The organism is Oleiagrimonas sp., from assembly GCF_027858935.1.
Taxonomy (GTDB): Bacteria; Pseudomonadota; Gammaproteobacteria; order Xanthomonadales; family Rhodanobacteraceae; genus Oleiagrimonas.
In genome coordinates this window covers 1-25,037 of the sequence record NZ_JAQIBU010000042.1, presented here as the reverse complement: position 1 = coordinate 25,037, position 25,037 = coordinate 1, and the positions used below count along the sequence as shown (strand labels likewise).

Sequence of the window (25,037 nt, the reverse complement as noted above, 5' to 3'; positions counted from 1 at the left end):
TTCTTGAAGAAGCTGCCGGCATTGCCGATCACCGCCGGATCGGGCAGTTTGCGCGTGCGCAGGTGCAGCACGGCCTCGGCCACGTGATAGGGGGTGGGCGTGGTGATGCCCATCCGCTTGAGCTCCTCGCCGATGCCGGCATACTGCAGTTGCAGTGGCCGCTTGCGTGGCAGGGCGAAACGGACCGCGGTGATGATGTGGCGCGAAGGCTCACGCTTGAACATCGAGTCGCGGTAGCCGAAGGCGCAGTCCTCCCGGTTCAGCGACACGACCTCCTGCGTGTGGGTGTCCCAGGCTTCCACGGCCTCGATGAACTCCGACACTTCCGTGCCATACGCGCCGATGTTCTGGATGGGGGCGGCGCCCACGGTGCCGGGAATCAGGATCAGGTTCTCCAGACCGGCAAAGCCCTGTCCCAGCGACCAGCGCACGAAGTCGTCCCAGCGCTCGCCCGCGGCGACCGCGATGTGCGCCGCATCATCCTCCGATTCGACCAGCACGCCGCGCGTGGCCATGGTCAGCACCGTGCCGTCGTAGTCCCCGGCGAACAGCACGTTGCTGCCTTCGCCCAGCACCAGCAGGGGGTCCTGGCGAATGGCGGGCAGGGCCAGGATGGCGGGCAGCTTGCTTGCGTCGGTGAGCTCGACCAGCCAGCGGGCGCGGGCGTCCACGCGCAAGGTATTGCGGCGTGCGAGCGAGGCCTGTTCGGCGACGGTGTAGCCGCCCATGTCGGTGGGCTGATTCATGCGTGTGTTCTGCTGCAGGGGCGGATACGGCGTGATCTCAAGAATCGGGATCCATCTGTTGGCGACGAATTTCCTCGACACATTCGCCGAGCAGACGTGGGCCGCGATAGATCAGCCCGGAGTAGATTTGCACCAGCGATGCACCCGCCCGAATCTTGGACACTGCATCGTCGCCTTCGAGGATGCCGCCGACGCCGATGATCGGGATGGACCGGCCCACGCGTGCGCGCATGCCCGTCAGCACCTGATTGGCACGTTCCAGCAGCGGACGTCCGGATAGTCCGCCTTCTTCCGCAGCGTGCGGATCACCCGCGACAGCGCTTCGATCGATGGTGGTATTGGTGCAGACCAGGCCGTCGATACCGCTGGCGCTGAGCACTTCGGCCATGGCATCCATGCCGGCGTCGTCCAGGTCCGGGGCGATCTTCAGCAGCATCGGCTTGCGTTCGCCATGTCGGCTGCCCAGACGCTCCTGTTCCTCGCGCAGCTCGTTGATGAAGCGCCTGAGCGGTTCCTCCAGCTGCAAGTCGCGCAGTCCCGTGGTATTGGGTGAGGAGATGTTGACCGTGATGTAGGACGCAAGAATGTACGCACGGCGCAGGCATTGCACGTAGTCGGTGAAGGCTTGCTCGTTCGGGGTGTCCCGATTCTTGCCGATGTTGATGCCGAGCACGCCGCGGTAGTCGGCTTTCTCGACGTTGCGCACGAGCGCATCGATGCCCTTGTTGTTGAATCCCAGGCGATTGATCAGCGCCTCGTGTTCAGGCAGGCGGAACATCCGCGGTTTCGGGTTGCCGGGCTGCGGACGAGGCGTGACGGTACCAACTTCGATGAAGCCGAATCCCAGCGCAGCCAGTGCATCAAGGTGATCGGCGTTCTTGTCCAGGCCTGCGGCAAGGCCGACCGGGTTGGGGAATTCGAGGCCGAAGGCACGCACGGGAAGGTTTTGCGGCGGCGGCGCGACAAGATGCGCGAAATGACTGCGCTGGGCCACGCCCAGGCCGTACATGATCACGCCGTGCGCGGTCTCGGGCGGCAGGGCGAACAGCAGGGGACGAAGCCATTCATACATGAGCGGTAGGACCCGGGCCGGTAATCAATGCACAGAGCTTAGCCGGTTGCGCCCGGCGCTTCGACTGCGCAGGCGCTGCATCAACCATTGAGCGACTGTCCGCCGTCCACGCACAGCGTCTGCCCGGTGATCCATGCGGCCATCGGTGAAGCCAGGAACAGGACCACTCGCGCCACGTCCTCCGGTGCCCCCAGATGGCCGAACGGGATGCTGTCACGGATGCTCTCGTAGCGTTGGGGCTGGTCCTTGCGGACCTGGTCCCAGAGTCCGTCCGGGAACTCGATCGAGCCAGGTGCGACGGCGTTGACGCGAATCCTTCGGTCGGCCAGCTGCAGGGCCTGCGAACCGGTGAACGAACTCAGTGCGGCCTTCAGCGCGGCATAGGGTGCGCCGCTGACTCGCGGGTGCAGGGCCGCGATCGAGCTGGTGTGCACGATGCTGGCGTGGTCCGATTGCTCCAGATGGGGCAATGCCAGACGCGAGGCGCGCACTGCGGCCATCAGGTCGACCTCGAAGTCGGCGATCCAGCTGGCATCGTCATCGCCGTCGAAGCCGTAGCCGCTGGCGTTGTTGACCAGCACGTCGATGCCGCCAAGGGCTTCGGCCGCCGTGCTGATCCATTCGGCAATGGCCTCGGGCTTGGACAGGTCGCAGGCATGCGTGTGCGTGCTGCCGCCAAACGCTTCGAGCTCGCTGTCCAGCGCTGCCAGGGCTTGTGCACCGCGGGCGCAGGCCGACACGGATGCGCCCGCCTGGGCAAAGCCCAGCGCGATGGCGCGACCGATGCCCTTGCTGCCGCCGGCAACCAGTACGCGATAACCGGAAAAGTCGAACGGTGTTTTCATGCGTGGATCTCCGGAAGAAGGATGGTTCATTGTAAACACCTCCGATCGCGCAGCCCGGATAAGCGCAGCGCATCCGGGGAACCTTTCGTGGTTCAAGCGAGCGGCAGCACGTTTCGGCGCACGATGTGCGCCTGCTGCGGATCCTCCCTGCGCGTGCGATCCCAGATACCGCCGGGGAATTTGATCGATCCTGGCGCGATGGCGTTTACGCGGATCCGCATGGGCGCGAGCGTCAGCGCCTGTGAACCGGTGGAGTGGGTCAGCGCGGCCTTCAGCGCGGCATACGCTGCGCCGCTGGCGCGCGGATGCAGTGCGGCGATCGAGGTAATGTGCAGGATGCTGGGGTGCGAAGAGCGCTCCAGGTACGGCAGGGCCATGCGCGAAGCGCGCACGGTGGCCATCAGGTCAGCGTTGAACTCGGCCAGCCAACTGTCGTCGTCGCGGGCGTCGTAACCGTAGCCGGAGGCATTGTTGACCAACACGTCGATGCCGCCCAGAGCCCCGGCCGCGCCCTCGACCAGAACGCGGTAACCTGAAAAATCGAAGGCGAAGTTCATGATCGGGTGTTTCCGGTGGATCAATCGTCATTGTAAACGCGTCGCGCCGGCCGGCCGGCGTATCATCAACGGTTGACGACCCACGCACAGATGCGAAGGCATGATTGTTCTGTCATTGCTCGACACGGACCTGTACAAGTTCTCCATGATGCAGGTGGTGTTGCATCACTTCCCCGGCGCGCAGGTGGAGTACCGCTTCCACTGCCGTACCGAGGGGGTGGATCTCGCGCCGTGCATCGAGGAGGTCCGCGAGGAACTGGCCCAGCTGTACTCGCTGCGGTTCCGCGACGAGGAACTGGACTACCTGCGTACGTTGCGTTTCCTTTCCTCGGATTTCATCGATTTCCTCGGCCTGTTCCACCTCAATCCCAAGTACGTGCAGATCGGCGCAGGCGAGGAACCGGGTAGCCTAGACATCACCATCCGTGGGCCGTGGCTGCACACGATCCTGTTCGAGATTCCGCTGCTGGCGATCGTCAACGAAGTGTACTTCCGCCGCAACGCCGTGGACGTCGACCATGAGGATGGGCGCCGCCGCCTGCGCGACAAGATTGACCTCCTGCGCGCGGATTCGCGCCATGCCGGATGCCGTATCGCCGACTACGGCACTCGTCGTCGCTTCTCGCGCGACTGGCAGGAGGAGGTGCTGCAGACGCTGCTTCGGGGACTGGGCGACCAACTGGCCGGTACCAGCAACGTGTGGTTTGCCATGCGCCAGGGGATGACCCCGCTGGGCACCATGGCCCACGAGTTCCTGCAGGCCTGCCAGGCGCTGGGGCCACGACTTCGCGACTCGCAGGTGTTCGCGCTGGAGACCTGGGCACAGGAGTACCGCGGCGACCTGGGTATCGCGCTGTCGGATACCTACGGCATGGATGCCTTCCTGAACGACTTCGACATGTATTTCTGCAAGCTGTTCGATGGCGCCCGCCACGATTCGGGCGATCCGTTTGTCTGGGGCGATCGCCTTCTGGAACACTACCGCAGCAACCGCGTGGATTCGAGTAACAAGGTGCTGGTGTTCAGCGACAGCCTGGACATTCCCAAGGTGCTGCGCCTGTACGAGCACTTCCACGGCCGCTGCAAGCTGGCGTTCGGCGTGGGCACCAACCTGACCAACGACCTGGGGCCGAAGCCGCTCAACATCGTGATCAAGATGGTCGGGTGCAACGGCCAGCCGGTGGCCAAGCTGACCGACTCGCCGGGCAAGACCATGTGCAGGGACGTCGGCTACGTGGCCTATCTGCGGCGAGTGTTCGATGTCGCAGAGGCCGGAAGCTGAGCTGGCCGGGAGGGCGCATGAACGCGATCCTCGACTTGTCCCTCAAAAGAGCCGGGCGTGGGCCCGGCTCCTGGCGTTTGGATCGGTCGCGTCTGGTCAGATCTCGAACTTGATGCCCTGCGCCAGCGGCAGTTCCGATGACCAGTTGATGGTGTTGGTCTGCCGGCGCATGTAGGCGCGCCAGGCGTCCGAGCCCGATTCACGACCGCCGCCGGTTTCCTTCTCGCCACCGAACGCACCGCCGATCTCGGCGCCGGAGGTGCCGATGTTGACGTTGGCGATGCCGCAGTCCGATCCGGTCGCGGACAGGAACTTCTCGGCGTTGCGCATGTTCAACGTGAAGAACGCGCTGGAAAGGCCCTGCGGCACGCTGTTCTGCAGTGCGATGGCGTCGTCCAGATCGCTGTAGGGGATCACGTACAGGATCGGGGCGAAGGTCTCGGTACGCACGATCTCGGCGTCGCCGGGCAGGCCGGTGACCAGGGCCGGCGTCACGAAGTTGCCCTTGCGATCGAGCACCTTGCCGCCCGAGGCGACGCTGCCGCCGGCGGCCTTGGCGGCCTCCAGTGCCTTCGTGAAGCGCTCGACCGAGGCCTGGTCGATCAGCGGACCCATCAGGGTGGCCGGATCGGTGGGATCGCCGATCTTGCCCTCGACCTGCTTGTAGGCGGCGACCAGCTTCTCGGTGACCTCGGCGGCGATGGACTCGTGCACGATCAGGCGGCGCGTGGAGGTGCAGCGCTGACCGGCGGTGCCGACGGCGCCGAAGGCGATGGCCGGGATGGCCAGCTTCAGGTCCGCGGTTTCGTCCACGATCATGGCGTTGTTGCCGCCCAGCTCCAGCAGCGAGCGGCCCATGCGCTCGGCCACGCGCACGCCGACCTTGCGGCCGACCGCGCACGAACCGGTGAAGCTGATCAGGTCCACGCGCTTGTCGTCGACGAAGGTCTGCGCCAGCTGGTTGCTGGCGTCATTGATCAGGTAGAAGATTTCCGGGAAGCCGCCGGCCTTGAGCGCCTCGTTGCAGATTTTCATCGTGGCGATGGCAGTCAGCGGGGTCTTCGGCGAGGGCTTCCAGATGCAGATGTCGCCGCAGGCGGCGGCCAGCATGGCGTTCCAGGCCCACACCGCGACCGGGAAGTTGAAGGCCGAGATGATGCCGACCACGCCCAGCGGGTGCCACTGCTCGTACATGCGGTGGCCGGGGCGCTCCGAATGCATGGTCAGGCCGTACATCATGCGGCTCTGGCCCACGGCGAAGTCGGCGATGTCGATCATCTCCTGCACTTCGCCGTCGCCCTCGGGCTTGATCTTGCCGTTCTCCAGGCTGACCAGCGAACCCAGCGCGTCCTTGTGCTTGCGCAGCGCCTCGCCGCACAGGCGCACGGCTTCGCCGCGCTGCGGCGCCGGGGTGGTGCGCCAGGTCTGGAAGGACTCGCGGGCACGCTTGACGATGGTCTCGTAGTCGGCGTCGCTGGTGCCGTGGACCCTGGCAATGACCTCGCCGGAAGCGGGGTTGGTCACCTCGATGAGGTTTGCACTGGTGTCCGTGGACCATTCGCCGTTGCCCAGGTAGGTGCCGGGGTTGACGTCGGAAAGGCCGAGAGCCTTGAGGATATCGTGCGACATGAGCGCTCCTGTGTCGGTCAAGGCGCGGTGTCTCCGCGCAAAACGGACATTCTACCAGAAGCGCTGACACGGGCCCTTGGGCCGCCGACCCGACATGGTGACCCCGGCAGGATTCGAACCTGCGACCTGCCGCTTAGGAGGCGGCTGTTCTATCCAGCTGAACTACGGGGCCATGCATATGCGCTCCGCATTCTAGCGGGGCACGATCGAAAACACGAAAAGCAGGCCTGTCAGGTGTGCAGAGCGGCCGCCTTGCGGGCCAACGCCTCGATGGCTGCCCAGTCGCCGGCGTCCTGAAGCTTGCGCGGTGTCAGCCAGGACCCGCCCACGCAGATCACGTTGCCAAGGGCCAGGTAGGTTGCGGCATTGTCCGGCGTGATCCCGCCCGTGGGGCAGAAACGCAACTGCGGCAGCGGGCCGGAAAGGGAGCGTAGCAGCGCCACGCCTCCCGAGGCCTCGGCGGGGAAGCACTTGAGCAGTCGGTAACCGCGCGCGAGCAGGGTCATGGCCTCGCTGGCGGTGGCGGCTCCGGGCAGCAGCGGCAGGTCGCTGTCGTCCGCTGCGTCCAGCAAGGCCGTGGTGCTGCCTGGCGAGACTGCAAAGCGCGCACCTGCAGCCTGGGCGGCCTCGAGATCCTTGGGCGTGACTACGGTTCCGGCGCCGACGCAGGCGCCCTCGACGTTTTCCGCAATGGCGCGGATGGCGTCCAGGGCAGCCGGTGTGCGCAGCGTGACCTCAATCGCAGGGGTCCCGCCAGCCACCAGTGCGCGGGCCAGGGGCAGCGCGTGCTCGACATGGTCGATGACCACCACGGGGACCACGGGGGCGAGTTCCAGGGTGGCTTTGATGCGGGACTGTTGGTCTTCGATGCGGCTCATGGGTTAGGTTCCGTGGGGAGGATCAAGCGTAGTGGCGTTGTGTCGGTTTCAGGCATCGGCGGCGTGGTGGCTGTCCAGGGTGGCGAACACGCCGGCCCCGGCATCTGCTCCACCCACGGCGTTGCGCATCAGCGCGAACAACTCGCGACCGAGGCCATGGTGATGCGGTGCAAGATCGGCCTTGACCGGTTCGCGGGCATCCCACTCATCAGCCTCGACCAGTGCATCCAGGGTGCCGGCGTCGGCGTCCAGGCGCACCATGTCGCCCTCACGCAGCTTGCCCAGCGGGCCGCCGTCGACGGCTTCGGGGGTGACGTGGATCGCGGCCGGAATCTTGCCTGAGGCCCCGGACATGCGGCCATCCGTGACCAACGCCACGCGATAACCGCGTGCCTGCAGCACGCCAAGGGTCGGGGTCAGCTTGTGCAGTTCCGGCATGCCGATCGCGCGCGGCCCCTGGAAACGCACCACGGCGACCATGTCGCGATCCAGTTCGCCACGCTCGAAGGCGCCGCGCACCTCGTCCTGGTCATGGAAGATCACCGCCGGCGCCTCGACCACGTGGCGATCTTCGGGGACCGAAGACACCTTGATCGCTGCGCGGCCGAGATTGCCGTTGAGCACGCGCAGGCCACCCTCGGCCTGGAACGGCTCGCTGGCTGGACGCAGGATGTTGCGGTTGCCGCTCTCGCCAGGGTCCGTCCAGGCCAGCTTGCCGTCCTCGAGCACCGGTGTCTTGCGGTAGGCGTCCAGGCCCTGGCCCCAGACGGTGCGCACGTCGCCGTGCAGCAGCCCTGCATCGAGCAGGGTGCCGATCAGGAACGGCATGCCGCCTGCGCTGTGGAAGTGGTTGATGTCGGCGTAGCCGTTCGGGTACACCCGGGTCAGTAGCGGGGTCACGCGCGAGATGGCGTCGAAATCCTCCAGCTCCAGGGTGATGCCGGCGGCGGCGGCGATGGCCACCAGGTGCAGCAGGTGGTTGGTGGAACCGCCCGTGGAGTTCAGGCCGACCACGCCGTTGACGATGGTGCGCTCGTCGATCACATGGCCCACGGGCGTGTAGTCGGGGTTGTTGTCCAGTGCGGTGATCTTTGCCGCACGCTGCACCGCTGCGGCGGTCAGTGCGTCGCGCAGCGGGGTGTCCGGATTGACGAAGCTGGAGCCGGGCAGGTGCATGCCCATGATCTCCATCAGCATCTGGTTGGAGTTGGCGGTGCCATAGAAGGTGCAGGTGCCCGGCGAATGGTAGGACTGCGCCTCGGCCTCGAGCAGTTCGTCGCGCGTGGCCTTGCCCTCGGCGAACTGCTGGCGGACCCTGGATTTTTCCTCGTTGGGCAGGCCGCTGGGCATCGGTCCGGACGGCACGAACACCGCCGGCAGGTGGCCGAAGCTCAGCGCGGCGATCATCAGGCCGGGCACGATCTTGTCGCAGATGCCCAGGAACATCGCAGCGTCGAACATGTCGTGCGAGAGCGCCACCGCGGCCGACAGCGCGATCACATCGCGCGAGAACAGGCTCAGCTCCATGCCGGCCTGGCCCTGGGTGACGCCGTCGCACATCGCCGGTACGCCGCCGGCCACCTGCGCGGTGACGCCGGCCTCGCGGGCGAAACCGCGGATCAGCTCGGGATAGCGCTCATACGGCTGATGCGCCGAAAGCATGTCATTGTAGGCAGTCACGATACCCAGGTTTGGCGTTGCGGCCCCACGCAGGGCGTCCTTGTCCTGCGCGCCGCAGGCGGCAAAGCCGTGCGCCAGGTTGCCGCAGGACAGGTGGCGGCGCTTGGGTCCGTTGTCACGTGCTGCGGCGATGCGCTCAAGGTAGACCTTGCGCCGCGGATGGCTGCGCTCGGTGATGCGTTGAGTGACTTCTTCGATGACGGGATGCATGCTCATGACGTGTCTCTGCAGTGATCCCCCACGATCCATGCGCCATGCATGCGCGGGGTTTGCGTATCGTGTGATCGTTGCGCATCTGCGCTCACGGACACCAGTAGGTCTGAAGTTCCGGTGCAGCCTCAAGTACGGCGCTGATCGGATAATCCCCACCCTTCATGGCATCGAGCAGCACGTTGCGCTTGCTGTCGCCGGTGAGCAGGAGATAGCGCGCACGTGCGCCCACCAGCAGCGGCAGGGTCAGTGTGATGCGTGGCTCGCCGGCATGGGGTGCGCGCATGGAAACCACGCGTTCAGGGGTTTTCGGGTCCAGGGCGTTTCGCAACTGGTCGCCGCCCGGGAAGAACGATGCGGTGTGTCCGTCATCGCCCATGCCCAGCACGACCACGTCCAGTGGCAGCGCCAGGGTATCGATGCGTGCGCGAACCTGCGCCAAGCCGTCTTCGGGGGTCGGCGCTTCGACATACAGCGGCACGAAGTGAGCATGTGCGGCCTCTTCGCGGAGCAGGTGCTTGCGCAGCAGCCCCGCGTTGGCCCTTGGATGGTCCGGCGGGACCCAGCGTTCGTCAACCAGGGTCACGGTGACCTTGTCCCAGTCCAGCTTCTGCAGGGAAAGGCATTGCATGAACTGCTTGGGGGTGTTGCCTCCGGACAATGCCAGTGTGGCCGCGTCGCGTGACCGCAGGGCCGCGCGCAAATCGTTGGCTACAGCATGGGCCAGTTCGGTGGCGAGGTTTTCCGGGTTGTCACCGAAGTTCCAGTGCATGGTATTTCTCCTCGGCTGCGTGCGCGTGGAAAGTGGCTCTGCGATCAGCCTGCTGTTGGATATCGTGCGTGGTGCTATTCGTCGCCGTCATGCCAGGTGCGTCCGTCGCGTTCGATCAGAGCGACCGAGGCGCTGGGCCCCCAGGTGCCTGCCGAATAGGACTTTGGCGTGTCGTTGCCCGATTCCCATGCGGCCAGGATCGGATCGATCCAGCGCCAAGCGGCCTCCACTTCATCGCGACGCATGAACAGGGTCAGGTTGCCGCGCACCACGTCCAGCAGCAGGCGTTCGTAGGCATCGGGCTGCTGCACGCCGAAGGCTTCGGCGAAGCTCATGTCCAGCGGCACCGACTGCAGGCGCAGTCCTCCCGGCCCCGGATACTTGGCCATCAGCCAAAGCTTCACGCCTTCGTCCGGTTGCAGGCGGAGCACCAGCTTGTTGGCATTGATCGTGCCGCTTCCCGCCGAGAAGATCGAGTAGGGAATGTCGCGGAAGTGGATGATGATTTCCGACACCCGCTGCGGCAGTCGTTTGCCTGTGCGCAGGTAGAAGGGCACGCCGGCCCAGCGCCAGTTGCAGACTTCCGCCTTGAGTGCCACGAAGGTCTCGGTCGTGCTTTCCTTGCCGCCCAGGTCCTCCTGGTAGCTTGGCGCGGAGCCGCCGTTGGCCGCTCCGGCGCGATACTGGCCACGCACGGTCATCTGGCTGGCGTTGTCCGCGTTGATCGGTTTGAGCGTGTGCAGCACTTTCAGTTTCTCGTCGCGCACCGCGTCCGACTCCAGCGACGCGGGCGGCTCCATGGCCACCATGCACAGCAACTGCAGCAGGTGGTTCTGCACCATGTCCCTCAGTGCACCGGCGTTGTCGTAGTAGGGCCCGCGCTGTTCAACGCCCACGGTCTCGCCCACCGTGATCTGCACGTGGTCGATGTGGGCCGCGTTCCACAATGGTTCGAACAGAGCATTGGCAAAGCGCAGCGCCAACAGGTTCTGTACGGTCTCCTTGCCCAGATAATGGTCGATACGGAAGATCTGGCTCTCGTCGAACACATCGCCCACCGCGTCATTGATGGACTTGGCGCTGGCCAGGTCGTGCCCGATCGGCTTTTCGATCACCACGCGCGAATTGCCGCCGTTGAGGTTGTGCTGGCGCAGGCGCTGGCAGATGTCGACGAAGATCTTCGGGCTGGTCGACAGGTAGAACATGCGCACCCGTTCGTCATTGCCGCCGAGCAGCGTTTCCAGATCGTTCCAGCCGTCATCCTTGGTGGCGTCCAGCGGGCGATAGCCCACCAGGGCCAGGAAGGCATCCCTGGATTTGTCCAGGCACTCCTTGTCGTGGATCGCCTTGTCCAGGGCTTCGGCCACGCGCTCGCGATAGTTGGCATAGGTCTGGTCTTCACGGGCCACGCCGATGATGCGGCTGTCGTCCGTGATCTGCCCGTCGACGAAACGCCGGAACAGGGCCGGAAGCAACTTGCGCATGGCCAGGTCTCCGGTACCTCCGAAGATCACCAGGTCAAACGCCTCGACAGGTTTTGCATGGGTAGTCACGGATGCGATACCTCAAGGACTGGATCGGATGCGTAGGATACCACTGCAACACCACTTTCTGGCAAGGTCAGGGAAATTTAACGATTTGAACGGACAAACCTTGCTTGATTGGTATTGCACTGGTATTTTAGCTGAATGGATAGAGCCTTACTCGATGCCTATCGGCAGCAAGCCGGGGACATTCATGCCCCGGCCTACATGCGCCTGCGCCGCGCCATCCGCGAAAGCGTCGAGAAGGGCCTGATCGGACACGGCCACGCCCTACCCAGTGAACGCGAGCTGGCGCATCAGCTGGAAGTATCCAGAGTGACAGTTCGCAAGGCCCTGGTCGGCTTGGTCGAGGACGGCGTGCTGACCCAGCGCCACGGCGCGGGTACCTTCGTTTCCGAGCGCATCGTCAAGCCGCTGTCAAAGCTGACCAGTTTCACCGGCGACCTCCGCGCGCGGGGCCTGAACCCACGATCTGAATTCATGGAGCGCGAGATCGGCGAGGTGACACCGGAAGAGGCCATGGCACTGAATCTCTCGCCGGGGGCGCTGGTGGTGCGGCTGTACCGCCTTCGCTACGGCTCGGACGAGCCGCTGGCCGTGGAGAGGACCGCGGTGCCGCAGGACATCATCGCCGACCCGGCCATGATCGAGGACTCGCTTTACGAGGTGCTTGAATCGCTCAGTTGCCACCCGGTGCGTGCCCTGCAGCGCTTGCGCGCGGTCAACTTCAACGCCGAACAGGCCCGCTTGCTCGGGGTGCCCGTTGGCAGTGCCGGTCTGGCTCTGGAACGGCGCACCTTCATCGCCGACGGACGCCTGGTCGAGTTCACCCGCTCCTGGTACCGGGGCGATGCCTACGATTTCGTCGCCGAGCTGCAGGACGAGACTTGAACCGCGGTATTTTGCGCCGCCAGGAAAATGTCCACGTGAATACATCAACGTCCATGTCGCACCAGACCCTGATGCATGCCGAGGCGGCCGAGGCGGCCGAGGTGGTCGAACGTCAGCTGGCCGGGAACGAGGCCCCGGTTCGCGCGCTGGTCGACCGACTGCGTGCACGTCCGCCTGCCTTCATTGTCACTTGTGCGCGCGGCAGCTCTGATCATGCCGCCACCTTCGCCAAGTATGCGTTCGAGACGCGCCTGGGCCTGGTCACCGCTTCAGCCTCGCCCTCGGTTGAGTCGGTTTATGCCGCGCCACTGCAGATGCGCAACACGCTGTTCCTTGCAATTTCCCAGTCCGGGCAGAGTCCGGACCTGCTGCGCAGCGTCGAGGCCGCACGGGCATCAGGCGCGTATGTGGTGGCCTTGGTCAACGTCGAGGACTCGCCGTTGGCCAAGGCCGCCGATACCGTGCTTCCGTTGCGTGCCGGACCGGAACGCAGCGTGGCCGCGACCAAGAGCTATCTCGGCGCCCTGTTCTCGATCCTTCAGCTGACCGCCCATTGGAGCGCCAATGCCGCCCTGATGGAAGCCATGGCCGGCGTGCCCGACGCTCTGCGTTCGGCCTTCCGCCAGGACTGGTCGCCGCTGATTGAGGGCCTGCGCGATGCCCGCAACCTGTTCGTGCTGGGGCGTGGCTACGGATACGGTGCGGCGCAGGAAGCGGCGCTGAAGTTCAAGGAGACCTGCGGTCTGCATGCGGAAGCCTTCAGCACCGCCGAGGTCAGGCACGGACCGATGGCGCTGGTCGACTCGGAATTTCCGGTGCTGCTGCTGGCCCAGGACGACGGCACCCAGCGCGGTGCCCTGGACGTGGCGAACGAGTTCCGCCTTCGCGGTGCGCGCGTGTGGACCGCGGCACCTGGCGATCGGCATGCCGATGCACTGCCCATCGTTCCCGCCGCCGACCCGCTGCTGGCGCCGCTGCTAGCGGTGCAGAGCTTCTATCGGGCCGCCAACGCACTCGCAATTGCGCGCGGACACGATCCGGACGTTCCGCCACACCTGAACAAGGTGACCGAAACGGTCTGAGTCCGGTCCGACTGCGACGCGCGATCCCGTGTCGCCGATCCATTCTCCTGCTTTGCATTCACTTCCCGGGATTCACCCCACATGACCACCGCTTTCATCAATGGACGCATCCTTACCAACCAGGGCTTGCAGAGCGGCTGTGCCGTGCTGGTCGAGGGTGATCGGATCACCGGCCTGGCGTTGCCGTCCGATCCGCGTGTACGCGAAGCCGAACGCTACGATCTCGAGGGCGGCTACCTGCTGCCCGGTTTCATCGATTGCCAGGTCAATGGCGGCGGCGGCGTGCTTTTCAACGACGTGCCCACGGTCGAGGGCATCCGGGCGATTGCCGAGGCGCATCGACGGTTGGGCACGACCGGGTTCCTGCCGACGCTGATCAGTGATGACGTGGACGTGATGCGCGCGGCCATTGATGCCGTGGATGCCGCGATCGAGCAGGGCGTGCCGGGGGTGCTGGGCATCCATATCGAGGGCCCGTACCTGGCGCCTGCGCGCAAGGGTGTACATGATGCCGGGAAATTCCGCACTCCCGGTGACAAGGAGCTGGACCTGATTGCCTCGCTCAAGCATGGGGTCACGGTGCTGACCCTCGCTCCCGAACGCGTCGAACCGGCCACGATGAAGGCGCTGATGACGCGCGGTGTGCTGGTGGCCGCTGGCCATACCGCCGCCGATTATGACGCCATGCACGCGGCGCTGGACAACGGCATCCGTGGGTTCACGCATCTGTTCAACGCCATGAGTCCGTTCACCAGCCGCGAGCCCGGCGTGGTCGGTGCGGCACTGGAGGACCGCAACAGCTGGTGCGGTCTTATCGTCGATGGCCATCATGTGCATCCAGCCAGCCTTCGTGTGGCCATCGCCGCCAAGGCGGTGGGCAAGATGTTCCTGGTCACCGATGCCATGCCTCCGGTCGGCGCCGAGGACCCTTCGTTCGTGCTCAACGGCGAGACCATCACGGCGAAGGACGGTATCTGCCGTACTGCCGAGGGCGTACTCGCAGGCTCCGCGCTGGACATGGCCACGGCCGTGCGCAACTGCATGCAGATGCTGGACCTGACCCTGGACGAGGCTGCGCGCATGGCATCGACCTATCCGGCCGACTTTCTCGGGCTTTCGCGTACACACGGTCGGATCAGTGCCGGCTATCATGCTGATTTCACCGTCCTGGACAACCAGCGCGAGGTGCGCGAGACCTGGATCGACGGCGTCCGCGATCACTGAGTGCGAGGCGCATGACGGGCATGCCGACAAGGTCCGATCTCGACACGCGCTATGCGGTCCGCGGCAGCTTCTACGAGCGTCCGGGGCGGCATGCTGCATATGCATGCCGGAGCGCATTGGATATCGAGCGCAGGCCGCGTGGATACACCGGCCTGGATGCGTTTGTCGTGATGATGAATCCGGGCAGCTCGCGTCCGTGCAATCCAGCCCATGCGGCCTCCGGCCGGCCGGTTGCGACCGTGCCCGACGCCACCCAGTACCGCATCATGACCCTGATGGATCGGCGCGACTGGCGACGGGTGCGGGTGATCAATCTTTCGGATCTGCGCGATCCGGACAGTGGGCGATTTGTGCAACAGGTCCGTCGTTACGAACGGGAACATGGCTGCGCCGATCACTCGATCTTCCACGGGGCGCGTGCCGCGCGGCTGCGGGCTGCGCTATCGCGTCATCCGCAGACGCCGGTCATCGTGGCCTGGGGCGTGACCGCGGAGCTCGAAACACTTGCACGGCGTGCACTCGAGGTCCTGCCTGCGCAGCGCATGGTGGGACGTCCGGGTGCACAGGGCGGCTGGCGCTACTGGCATCCGCTGCCGCGCCGCGCCCGTTGGCAACAGCTGTGGCTGGACGAGGTCTGCAGTCGCCTCGATGAACTGGCTGCGGCTGATGCGCACGCCAATCCCGGTCAATCCCCTTGCGCTTGATATCGATCAAGGCTACATCCGCAAGCTTGTCGCAATCTCCGATCCGATAGTCCATTCACGATGGGATCACGCGCATGCGACCTGCACCAAAGGATGATTCGATTGTCCACCGATGCCACTCGGGACCCGTGCCGGTGATGGGCAACGTGTTGGCGCTGGTCACTTCCACCGACCCCTGGAGCGGCGCTGCGCAGATGGCGACGGCACTGGCGGCGCGCTGGGAGTACGCCCTGACCGGTTGCGGTATCGATCCGGCATGGCGCGAACTGGGTGCGAGCGAGGCCTCCACGCCAACGCCCGCTTCGCAGCTCTCGCGTCGCGAGACTGCCGAGGACGGCGCGCGCTTGCGCCTTTTTGCCCGTGAACGCGGTGTCACGGAGGCGGTGGTGTGGTCGCGTGCACGCGCGGGTATCGCGCATGTGCTGCGCACCCTGGGCGCATGGCATGACCTGGCGGTACTGGAGCGTGACATGGTTGCGCCGGATGCCGCTCCCGAACATCTGGGGGAGGCGTTGCTGGGCAGTCGCGTGCCGTGCCTTGTGCTGCCCCCCATGACCGACCTCGAAGTGCCGGATGGAACCTTCCAGCGCATTGTCGTTGCCTGGAATGGCAGCCAGGAAGCCACGCGAGCCCTGCAGGCGGCTCGGCCTCTGTTGCGTTGCGCGCGCGAAATCCATCTGCTGGATGGTGCCTACACGCACGTGGAAAACAACGACGGCCTGCCGATGTTTGATCCACAGCAGGCGCTTGGACGTCTTGGTGTTCCCGTCGTGAGCACACGTGTGGACACGGATGTGGCGCGTGCCGGCGAGGCCCTGCTCGATGCCACACGCCGCATGCGTGCCGACCTGCTGGTCATGGGAGCCTATGGCCGATCGCTCATGCGCGAACGTGCGATCGGTGGCGCGACCCGCTACCTGCTCGCACATGCCGACCTCCCGGTGCTGATGCAGCACTGAGCTGCGGATCTGTCGACACCCTGCCTGGGGTCGCGAATCCCGATGTTGATGTGAAGGTGCACCGTTGATCCGGAGCAGAGCGCGTGGGCGTGCGCGCATGTCGCCAACCGCTCGCGTTGCTGTAACGTGCCGCGCGCGCCAGGGTCGGCAACAAAAAGGGCGGCGGGTCCATTGACCTGCCGCCCCGGGTTCTGCTCGTTGAAGGTCTGCTTACATGGCCAGCCAGATGTAGAGGTAGGTGGTGTTGTTGTCGCTGGCGTTGCGTCCTGCGCCATCGATGTTGTGCACCAGTCCGCTGAACTTCGTGTAGTAGGTGTACTGCAGGCCGATACGCATGTTCAGGTAGGGCTCGAGCCACGAACCGGAATGACCGAACGGGTTGTAGTCGAACTCGACCACGCCACCCTGCGTGTTCGGCGATCCATTGTTGCCGTACAGGCCCACGTCCTTGCTGCCATTACTGGAGAACTGGCTCAGCGTGACACCGTAGGTATTGTCGAGCCAGTAGCTGCCCTTGATGTTGAACTGGTCCAGCGTGTTGCTCAGGTTCGAGGCGTCACCATTGGCAAAGGCGTTGTGCAGTTTCTGGCTCTCATGGACGTACAGTCCATTGACCGTGAAGATGTTCTTGCCCTTGGTGTACATGTAGTCGCCGGACAGGCCCAGGTCATTGTAGTTGTCCGTGGGACCTGGCAGCGGGAACGGGTTGCCACTCATGTCGACGCCGACACCGCTGCGCTTGACGTCCAGAAGGAAGCCACCCAGCGTGAAGTCCCCGTTGGGCACCGTCCAGGTGTAGGCCAGCCGGGCATACGGGGCGAAGCCTGAAATCTTGCCGTCATAGCCCGCGTTGACCGCGTGGGTGAAGGACACCGAAAGCGTCCGGTAGCCACCCGCCTCGAGGTACCACTTGCCATCGATCTGGGTGTAGGCCGTGGCGCCGATCGACTGACCGCCCAGACCATCCACCAGGATCGGTGCCGCCGGTGCCCCCGGCGCCAGGTCCGATCCCATGTAGGGGAAGGACCAGGCCGGAGCACTGTTGAACACGTCGGTGATCGTGGGGTTGTTGTTGAGCGTGATGCCCCAGACACCGGAATGCTTGCCCGCACTGAAGCGGTTGGCGTAGCGCAGGTCCACGTTGTCCCAGCCGAACAGTCCACCGACTTCCGAGTAGGTGAATTGGGCAAACATACCCATGTGGTTGCTCAGCCGGCCGGCGACGAACACGGAGGCCTGGTCAAGCGAGATGTTGTTGTTGCTGTTGTAGGGCTTGCCCAGATCGGCAGGATCCTGTCCCTTGGCGGTGTGGACGTAGGACTCGACGACCATCGCGGAAAGCGGGATCTTGGTGTCGTTGCCCAGGGCCATGGTGTAGCCGTTGAGCTTGAAGTTGCGCCCGAACGCCGTCAGCTCGGGGCCGAAGGCACCGACGTGACAGGACGCGCAGGGTTGGTGGGTCTGCCGTGCGTAGGACGGCACGGCGAGTACCAGAGTGGGCGCCAGCAGCAGCCCCGCCGCCGTAGCGAGCAATAGTATGAGTCTGCTGGGTGCTTTGGTGCTTCGGTACTCCTGTCTCATTTTCATCTCACTGAACTCCCAATCAAGAAGCGTTAAATTCCTGTGATTGATAGGGTAGGAAGAGTTGCCCTGCATGTACTTGACGAGCGTCAATTGCATGAGAAGGAAGTCTCCGGGATGAGGCATTCATTCAGGGAAGGGGCGCTGCTTCCGGCCGTATCGGGCGCGTCATGGGCAATGCGTTTACTCAAATAAATCCATTTAATACAGTTGTCTATGCATCATTTTGCGTGCTTCTCATGAAATCGGTTCGGGCACAAAACGATCCCTCCACCTCTTACCCATGGCGAAATCGTGCGACAGCATGCCGCATGATTGCGTGGGCACGGATGAGCGCAGGCATGGTCTGGTATCGGCTGGGTGAGCAAAAAGCATGGCTGCATGGACTGCGCAATGGTTCTGTCGGAACGCTTCGGTCTCGCGGTTCGTCGAGGGCGGCCAGAAACCAGGTGGGGTCTGGACGGGCAAGGCCTCTCGACGCGTGAGACGCGAGCGCGCTATTCTTGATTTTCGTACATCAATCAAGATCTCATGCGCATGAATACCTCAAACCATGGTGGCCCCCGTCCGGGAGCCGGCCGCAAGCCCGGATTCGGCGCCTTTGGCGAGCCCACTAGGCCGATTCGGATTCCGCAAAGCCAGGTGCCCACGGTGGTGGCGTTCCTGGGTGCCTGCCGGGAGCCGACACGGGGTGGGATGCCGATCCCCATGTCTTCCAATCTCTCGACGCTGAGCCTGCCCGCATTCGCACACCAGGTCCCGGCGGGCTTTCCCAGCCCCGCCGATGACTATCTGGACGACACCATCGACTTCAACAAGGAGCTCATTGTCGAGGGCCATGAGGCGGCCACGTTCGTGTTGCGCGTCACGGGCTGGTCGATGATGGGATCCGGAATCCACGATGGGGATCGCGTGGTCGTGGACCGCGCGGTCGATCCCCGGGAAGGGGACATCGTCGTCGCGAACATCGACAACGAATACACCATCAAACGGCTGGGCAAAGTGAACGGCAAGCTGGCCCTGCTGCCCGACAACCCCCATTTCAAGCCACGCATCCTGGAGGAGGGCGACACCCTGGAAATCTGGGGTGTGGTGGTCAGCAGCGTGCGAACCTTCAAGCGTGGTGGCTGATGTCCCCGCCGCGCCGCATCGCACTTGTCGATGCCAACAGTTTCTATTGCAGTGCCGAGCGCGTGTTCCGTCCGGACCTGGGCAAGGACACTGCTGTGGTCGTGCTGTCGAACAATGACGGTTGCGTTGTGGCGCGCAGCGCGGAAGCCAAGGCGCTGGGCGTGCCGATGGGGCAGCCCTGGTTCCAGCTTCGCGATGAAGCGGAGGAAAAAGGTTGGCCGGTGGTCGCCTTTTCGAGCAATTACACGCTCTACGGCGACATGTCGGCACGTTTCATGTCGGTGCTGGCCCAGTTTGTGGCGCCCGGGGATGTCGAGCAGTACAGCATTGATGAATGCTTCCTCGACTTCACCCGTTACCGGATCGACCCCACGCATACCGGGCATGCCATGCGTGCGCGGGTGGAGCGGTGGACCGGGCTCCCGGTGTGCGTGGGCTTCGGGCAGACCAGGACGCTGGCGAAGATGGCCAATCGTTGCGCGAAGAAACAGCCCCGATGGGAGGGCGTGTGTGACCTGACCGCATTGTCCGGCCCGGCGCTGGATGCGGTCCTGGCACAGGTGCCCGTGCAGGATGTCTGGGGCGTCGGACGCAAGCTCGGCCAGTCCCTGCGCCAATCCGGGATCAGCACGGCCGCGGACCTTCGCCGATGCAATGCAAGGCGTATCCGCGAGCGGTTCAATGTAGTTGTGGAACGCACGGTCGCGGAGCTTCAGGGGGTGTCGTGCCTGACCTGGGAGAGCCAGCCGCCGGCCAGGCAGCAGATCATTGCCTCACGCTCATTTGGCGCACCGATCTATGCGCTGGACGAAATGCGCGAACCGATTCATGTCCACGCCAGCCGGGCCGCCGAGAAATTGCGCAGGCAGGGCTCGGTGGCGGGCAGGGTCGGTGTCTGGATCGAGACCAACCGGTTCCGGCCGCAGGACCCGCAGTACGCCCCTTCGCGTTCGATTCGGCTTGCGCAAGCCACCGATGACACCGCGATCCTGATCGCATGGGCGGTGGCCGTATTGCGCAGTATCTGGCGCGAGGGCTTCCGCTACGTCAAGGCCGGCGTGCTGCTCGACGAACTGCGGCCCAGGACGATGCTGCAGGGGACCCTTTTCGATGCCGCGCCGCCGGCACGGGATCTGCGCCGGGAACACCTGATGGCTGTCCTGGATCAGGTCAACCGGAAGTGGGGCCGTGGCGCGCTGGGTCTCGGCAACGCAGGGATCAGCAAGGGTCACCGTTGGACCATGCAGCGCGGCATGATGAGTCCGCGCTACACCACCTCGTGGGCTGAAGTAAGGCGTGTCCGGGCAGAGTGAGGTTCCTGTCGCGTGGCAGCCCGGCCGTCTGACGTGCCGCCGCTCAGGGAGGCGCAAGCTCAGGTCGAGGGAGCAATGCCCATGGGGTCGTATTTCCAGCCAGGGCAGGGTGGGGCGCGGACGATCACGCGGGTTCCAGGCGGACCGAGATGAAGGGTCGCTGATGTTCCATCCCTGTGGCCGTCACCGAAACCGGACTGTCGGCGCGCAATCCAGCGGGGTAACGGCGATTTTGACCAGAATCAAGATTGTGCTTGACCCGTTGCATTAGTATCTGGTAGATGTGCGAAGCAGCACGCAGGACCAACGCTTGATTCCCTCATCGCCATCATGAAACCGGACGCAAACCGTTCCGAAACGTAGCTGCAAGGGTCGGTATTCGGCTTTGACACGATTTCGGTAGCGGGTCTTGGTGTGATACTGCAGCCTCTGGATGGGATGCCGTGGGCGATCGCTGATCGTTTCCATTGTTGCCGGTCCACACAGGGGGGATATGCCGAAATCGCGCAAGGTCACTAAAGCCTTCCTGGCCATGCCGAGGTTTGGCCTGCGCGCCAAGATTCTGTTGTTTCTGACCCTGATGTTTGGCCTATTGGCCGGCCTGACGGTGTCGCATTCGGTTCGCAATTTCGACAACATCCAGCGCGACAAGGCGGTTGAGTTCCGGTGGGCCGCTCGCTGGGTAGCGAGCGAGCAGCAGCGTCATCTGGCCCAGGCCCAGCGGCTGGCCGTTACGGTGATGAATCAGTGGCATCGTGACTTGCCCGGACAAGTCGCTTGCCCCGCCGGCGTTGCCACTGAATCGGGCTTCGATCCCGAATTCGGAGCGTTCGCCCTGGCCGACCCTGACGGCACCGTCTCCTGCAACTCGATCCGCTGGCTTACGGTGTCCACGGTCGCCGGCAGCCAGTTCTTCCGCGCTGCACTGCATGACCCTGATCATAGCGTGGTCGACGAAGCCGATCACAGCGTGGTCGACGACGCCGACAAGCGCGAGCTGCTCCAATACACGGCGGTGTTGGCACGCGCCATGCGCGGTGCGGAAGGCCAAGTGCAGAAGGTTGTGCTGGTGGCGCTGGACTTCTCCTGGATCCGCGAGGAAACCAGAAAGATGGATCTGCCGGCGGGTGGCCATCTACTACTGGTCGATAGCCATGGCGTCGTGGTCGCCGGCTCGGCGAACCTGGGCAAATGGGTCGACCGCAGCATCGCCGATACCGCGTTCTACCGGCGCAGCGCTGCGGTCAGCGATGCCGTGTTTCGCGGTGCCGGGTTTGCCGGTGCGGACAGCATCGTGGTGGTGCATGCCTTCACGACCGCTTCCGGGATCATGCGCGTGGTAGTCGATGCGCCGCGGAGTAGTTTGATACAGCCGGTCTATCACGAGTTTATCGCCAACCTGGCAGTCAACCTGTGCGCGTTTGTCCTGCTGCTGGTGCTGGGTTACCTCGGGATCGAGAAATTGTTCCTGCGCAAGATCCAGCGCATCGAAATCGCTACACAGAGGCTGGCTGCCGGCGATCTCGGCGTCACGATCGGCTTGACTGGACATGACGAGCTCGACCATCTGGCGTGCTCGTTCGACGACATGGCCGCGGCGCTGCAGGCGCAGGAGATCCAGCTGCATGAGATGAATGCGGAACTGCTCAGGGTGAATCGCTCGCTGCGGGTGCTGTCCGCCGGCAACAAGTCGTTGCTGTTCGCCAAGAACGAACAAGATCTGCTGGACCGGGTCTGTCGCGACATTGTCGAGCAAGGTGGTTACCTTGCGGCCTGGATCGGCTTCACCGGGCCGGACCGTGACAAGTACCTGCATACCGTGGCGTCGTATTCGACCACCAGCGATGTGGCTGAACAGATCGATTGGAACACGGCCGGCAATGGCCTGCAGCCGGTGATCAACGCAGTGCGCAACGATGAAGTTCTGGTGATCAACGACACCAGTGCCGAGACGCTGAATCCGCACCTGGGCAAACAGGCGGCGAAGTTCGGTTACCGCTCGCTGATCATCCTTCCGCTGCACCTGGAGGGAAAGCCGTTCGGTGCGTTGATCCTCGCTGCGCGAGACAAGAACGAATTCAGTGGCCTCCAGGTCGAGTACCTCAAGGAAACCTGCGCTGACACCTCTTTCGGCATCGAACTGTGGCGCACCAAGAGTGATCGCAACCGGTTGGCGCTCATGGAAAGGCATCATGAGCTGGTGTTGCGCGACGGGCTGGAGGAGGCGTTGCGCGCGATTGCGATGACCATCGAGATGCGCGACCCATACACCGCCGGGCATCAGCGCCGTGTTGGCGATCTGGCCAAGGTGCTGGCGTTAAAACTGGGGCTGGGTGCCGAGGAGGCCCACGGCATCTACCTGGCGGCAATCGTCCACGATATCGGCAAGATCGGCATTCCGGCGGAGATCCTGGTCAAACCGACGAAGCTGAGCGAGATCGAGTACGCCATGGTGAAGAGTCACGCTGCGATCGGTTATGAGATTCTCAAGGGCGTGCAATTCCCATGGCCGATCGCCGAGATGGTGCATCAACACCATGAACGGATAGACGGTTCGGGCTATCCCCTGGGCCTGCACGACGGCGAGATCACGTTTGGTGCACGAATACTGGCAGTGGCGGACGTCGTCGAGGCCATGTGGTCGCATCGCCCGTATCGGCCACAACTGAGTCTGGATGCGGCACTGCATGAGATCGAGAAGGGGCGCGGCACGCGTTTCGACACTGCGGTGGTCGATGCCTGCCTGAAGCTGTTTCGCGAGGACGGGTTCGTGTTTTTGTGAAAACTCGACGGTGCAACCCATCGGCGAGAGCGGATCCACCTCATGCATGCGATGTGCTGCCAGTACGGCCTATCTCCGAAATGGGTCGACCTTCGCCTATCCAGATGTGCTTGCCAGCAGCGTGATTTCAGGCATGCATCGCCAGGATACGGCGATCCGAAGTACCGCGCAGGCCTGCGTTTCGGTTCTCATTACGGCGGATGATCGAGCGGAGCGCTCCTGATCGGCGTACCTGGAGATTCGTCTCAGGCAGACGGGGCTTTCCTTGTTCCGGGCACCCTGACGGCCTTCATCCCGCGGGCTGCCTGCATTGCGTCAGTAGTTGGATTCACGCCAGACCGCAGCGCCTTACATCGCGCTGCGTCTCGAGGTACCGAGCATCAATGGCCTCCCACTGCTGTGTGTGCTTGCCTGGGGAATCCCAAGCTCAGCAGGCCCGAAAAGATCAGCGCGCCTACCAGCACCCACAGCACTGTTTCCGGTCCGTGCAGCGCGGATACCAGGCCGAGACCCGACAGGGCCACCGCGGCAAGCCCGTTGGAAAAGCCCAGTGCGATGCCGGAACCGAGTGAGCGGTTTTCGGGAAAAATATCCTGGCCGATCAGGATACCCAAGGGCAGGCTGGCGAACAGCGCGATGCCCAGCAACCCCAGTACCAGCCATTGCACGAGGCCGCCACTGAACATGAAGGCCACCAGCAACAGGGCGCCGAGCAGGCTGGAACCGAGCAACACGGGACGGCGTCCGACCCGGTCTGCCAGATGCCCGCCGCCGACGTTGCCGACGATCCCGACCACCAGCAAAACGGTGATGAGTGCCGCGCCCTGGGTAAGGTCATGTCCGCGACTGCTCCAGATGATCGGCAGAAACGTGACCAACCCGAAAATCGCCAACGAGCGCAGCAGCGAGAATGCGACCAGCAAGGACATCGGGGCGAGATGTCGTCGCCATGCAATCGGCTTCACGTCCGGGTGACGCGGATTCTGCAAAGGCAGCTGGTTCCACAGCAGCAGTACGCTGAGCACACCCGGTATCGCGAGAAGCCAAAGGTAATGAAGCCCCCAGAGCACCACTACCACGCTGGCGATGAGCGGCCATAGGCCGCGACCCACCTCGCCGCCGATGAGGAATAGCGACATGCCGAATCCTGGTCGATCACCACTCAGCTTGTGTGCTCCCGCCAGAGCCTGAGGGTGGAACAGCGAGTTGCTGAAGCCCAATACCACCAGTGCGGGGATCAGCCATCCCAGGCTCGGGGCAAACCCGATCATGGCCGCGGCCAGGCTGGAGCCGAATACGCCGGCGAGGATGAACAGGCGCCCGCCGATACGGTCGGCCAGCCAGCCGGAGACCACCTGGAATGCCTGGCCGATCATCAGCGCGGACATCACCGTGCCGGCAAGTGCGGTGCTCTGGTGCAGAGCCAGCAGTACGGCGGGAAGAATGCCGGGCAGGTAGTTGGCAGAGCCGTCATTGAGGAAGTGCAACCAGCTCAGCCCTGCCAGCCGCCCGTACTGCGGAGTCTTGAGGAGAGTGGGCGGAGCGGATCTGTCAGTTACCGAAGCGGAAGCGGTCATCAGGAATGCTTTGTCTTTTGGTGAAAAGTGGAACGGGGGAGGGCGCGTCTGGGGGCAGACTTCACATCGGCACGATCTGCGAAGATAGCAGCATGGTCACCCGGAATCGTTTTCCGGTGATGCAGGGGGGTCTTGCAGGGCAGTGGCAGTTGGCGTTCTGTGAACAGTTGCAGTCGGACTCCATGGCGTCGTCGTGGGACCCGCCAATCGCTTCAGTTTGCGTGTTCTGGCGATGCCTGCTTCGGTTCGACCCGGACTTGGTAGCTTTCTCGACCGTCGCCCAACCGGCAAGGGCAGACTCCAGCGCCAGATGCTGCCATTCGAAGCGCAATCCAACCATCCGTTGCCTATATCCGGTCCATGCGGACGGGCGGTCTGGCTCAGCCGAAACCATGCCTGCGCGACACCAGTTATTGCCCATGGGGCGATCTCGCTTATGGTGTTGCGAGATAGAAAATTTGCTCCACCGAAGTGTCCAACGCGCGCGCCAATTTGAGAGCGAGCAGCGTCGATGGAATCATCCGCTCCATTTCAATCGCATTGATCGACTTGCGTGTGGTGCCACTCAAATCCGCGAG

General features: G+C 64.1%; 20 protein-coding genes, 1 tRNA gene and 1 pseudogene. 9 read left to right on the top strand and 13 right to left on the bottom strand.

The window, feature by feature from the left end; translation table 11 throughout:
* From murB to PF446_RS01540, 4 genes and pseudogenes are all read right to left on the bottom strand, one after another.
* A partial coding sequence (murB, locus tag PF446_RS01555) for a UDP-N-acetylmuramate dehydrogenase (RefSeq protein ID WP_298069018.1) occupies window positions 1-728 on the bottom strand: 728 nt, incomplete at its 3' end.
* Window positions 729-783: 55 nt separating this feature from the next.
* Entirely contained in the window at window positions 784-1,818 is a 1,035-nt protein-coding gene (locus PF446_RS01550; protein ID WP_298069012.1) for a quinone-dependent dihydroorotate dehydrogenase, read from the bottom strand.
* An 80-nt stretch (window positions 1,819-1,898) separates the two neighbouring features.
* Entirely contained in the window at window positions 1,899-2,663 is a 765-nt protein-coding gene (locus PF446_RS01545; RefSeq protein ID WP_298069010.1) for an SDR family NAD(P)-dependent oxidoreductase, read from the bottom strand.
* A 137-nt stretch (window positions 2,664-2,800) separates the two neighbouring features.
* A pseudogene (locus PF446_RS01540) lies at window positions 2,801-3,181 on the bottom strand (SDR family NAD(P)-dependent oxidoreductase); the annotation flags it as partial.
* Between the two features lie 139 nt (window positions 3,182-3,320).
* Here PF446_RS01540 and pncB point away from each other — a divergent pair.
* Window positions 3,321-4,502, top strand: a complete 1,182-nt coding sequence (gene pncB, locus PF446_RS01535) for a nicotinate phosphoribosyltransferase (protein WP_298069008.1) — start codon at window positions 3,321-3,323, stop codon at window positions 4,500-4,502.
* Window positions 4,503-4,598: 96 nt separating this feature from the next.
* On the opposite strand, the gene PF446_RS01530 is transcribed toward pncB, so the two are convergent.
* From PF446_RS01530 to zwf, 6 genes are all read right to left on the bottom strand, one after another.
* On the bottom strand, window positions 4,599-6,131 hold the full coding sequence (locus tag PF446_RS01530; protein WP_298069006.1) for an aldehyde dehydrogenase family protein: 1,533 nt from the start codon (window positions 6,129-6,131) through the stop codon (window positions 4,599-4,601).
* Between the two features lie 95 nt (window positions 6,132-6,226).
* Window positions 6,227-6,303 (bottom strand) — tRNA-Arg (locus PF446_RS01525).
* A gap of 58 nt (window positions 6,304-6,361) precedes the next feature.
* Window positions 6,362-7,009: a bifunctional 4-hydroxy-2-oxoglutarate aldolase/2-dehydro-3-deoxy-phosphogluconate aldolase gene (eda, locus tag PF446_RS01520; RefSeq protein WP_298069004.1), complete on the bottom strand. Its 648-nt coding sequence runs from the start codon at window positions 7,007-7,009 to the stop codon at window positions 6,362-6,364.
* A 48-nt stretch (window positions 7,010-7,057) separates the two neighbouring features.
* Entirely contained in the window at window positions 7,058-8,905 is a 1,848-nt protein-coding gene (edd, locus tag PF446_RS01515) for a phosphogluconate dehydratase (RefSeq protein ID WP_298069002.1), read from the bottom strand.
* A gap of 85 nt (window positions 8,906-8,990) precedes the next feature.
* Complete coding sequence (gene pgl / locus PF446_RS01510; protein WP_298068999.1) at window positions 8,991-9,671, bottom strand: 6-phosphogluconolactonase; 681 nt, start codon at window positions 9,669-9,671, stop codon at window positions 8,991-8,993.
* 74 nt (window positions 9,672-9,745) lie between these two features.
* Window positions 9,746-11,224: a glucose-6-phosphate dehydrogenase gene (zwf, locus tag PF446_RS01505; protein WP_298068998.1), complete on the bottom strand. Its 1,479-nt coding sequence runs from the start codon at window positions 11,222-11,224 to the stop codon at window positions 9,746-9,748.
* A 135-nt stretch (window positions 11,225-11,359) separates the two neighbouring features.
* On the opposite strand from zwf, the gene PF446_RS01500 reads away from it, so the two are divergent.
* The 5 genes from PF446_RS01500 (at window position 11,360) to PF446_RS01480 (ending at window position 16,075) form a co-directional block, all read left to right on the top strand.
* Window positions 11,360-12,106 carry a GntR family transcriptional regulator gene (locus PF446_RS01500; protein ID WP_298068997.1) on the top strand — a complete coding sequence of 249 codons (747 nt, stop codon included), beginning with the start codon at window positions 11,360-11,362 and terminating at the stop codon, window positions 12,104-12,106.
* Window positions 12,107-12,159: 53 nt separating this feature from the next.
* Window positions 12,160-13,188, top strand: coding sequence for an SIS domain-containing protein (locus PF446_RS01495; RefSeq protein ID WP_298069016.1), 1,029 nt, complete (start codon window positions 12,160-12,162; stop codon window positions 13,186-13,188).
* An 81-nt stretch (window positions 13,189-13,269) separates the two neighbouring features.
* Window positions 13,270-14,412: an N-acetylglucosamine-6-phosphate deacetylase gene (gene nagA, locus PF446_RS01490; RefSeq protein WP_298068995.1), complete on the top strand. Its 1,143-nt coding sequence runs from the start codon at window positions 13,270-13,272 to the stop codon at window positions 14,410-14,412.
* 20 nt (window positions 14,413-14,432) lie between these two features.
* Window positions 14,433-15,116: a hypothetical protein gene (locus tag PF446_RS01485; protein WP_298068993.1), complete on the top strand. Its 684-nt coding sequence runs from the start codon at window positions 14,433-14,435 to the stop codon at window positions 15,114-15,116.
* A 74-nt stretch (window positions 15,117-15,190) separates the two neighbouring features.
* Window positions 15,191-16,075, top strand: coding sequence for a universal stress protein (locus tag PF446_RS01480; RefSeq protein WP_298068991.1), 885 nt, complete (start codon window positions 15,191-15,193; stop codon window positions 16,073-16,075).
* A 210-nt stretch (window positions 16,076-16,285) separates the two neighbouring features.
* On the opposite strand, the gene PF446_RS01475 is transcribed toward PF446_RS01480, so the two are convergent.
* Entirely contained in the window at window positions 16,286-17,662 is a 1,377-nt protein-coding gene (locus PF446_RS01475; RefSeq protein ID WP_298068989.1) for a cytochrome C, read from the bottom strand.
* Window positions 17,663-18,193: 531 nt separating this feature from the next.
* Here PF446_RS01475 and PF446_RS01470 point away from each other — a divergent pair.
* The 3 genes from PF446_RS01470 to PF446_RS01460 all read left to right on the top strand — a co-directional run bounded on the left by PF446_RS01470 (window position 18,194) and on the right by PF446_RS01460 (window position 22,882).
* Window positions 18,194-18,787, top strand: a complete 594-nt coding sequence (locus PF446_RS01470) for a S24 family peptidase (protein ID WP_298068987.1) — start codon at window positions 18,194-18,196, stop codon at window positions 18,785-18,787.
* A complete protein-coding gene (locus tag PF446_RS01465; protein ID WP_298068985.1) occupies window positions 18,787-20,100 on the top strand; it encodes a Y-family DNA polymerase in 1,314 nt (437 codons plus the stop codon). Before PF446_RS01470 ends, PF446_RS01465 begins: the two co-directional genes overlap by 1 nt.
* Before the next feature lie 493 nt (window positions 20,101-20,593).
* On the top strand, window positions 20,594-22,882 hold the full coding sequence (locus PF446_RS01460) for an HD domain-containing phosphohydrolase (RefSeq protein WP_298068983.1): 2,289 nt from the start codon (window positions 20,594-20,596) through the stop codon (window positions 22,880-22,882).
* A gap of 380 nt (window positions 22,883-23,262) precedes the next feature.
* Here PF446_RS01460 and PF446_RS01455 read toward each other — a convergent pair whose 3' ends face one another.
* Both PF446_RS01455 and PF446_RS01450 read right to left on the bottom strand, forming a co-directional pair.
* The gene (locus PF446_RS01455; protein WP_298068981.1) at window positions 23,263-24,459 is read right to left on the bottom strand and encodes an MFS transporter; all 1,197 of its coding nucleotides are present in this window, start codon (window positions 24,457-24,459) and stop codon (window positions 23,263-23,265) included.
* Window positions 24,460-24,893: 434 nt separating this feature from the next.
* Window positions 24,894-25,028, bottom strand: coding sequence for a helix-turn-helix domain-containing protein (locus PF446_RS01450; protein ID WP_298069014.1), 135 nt, complete (start codon window positions 25,026-25,028; stop codon window positions 24,894-24,896).
* Window positions 25,029-25,037: the final 9 nt, after the last annotated feature.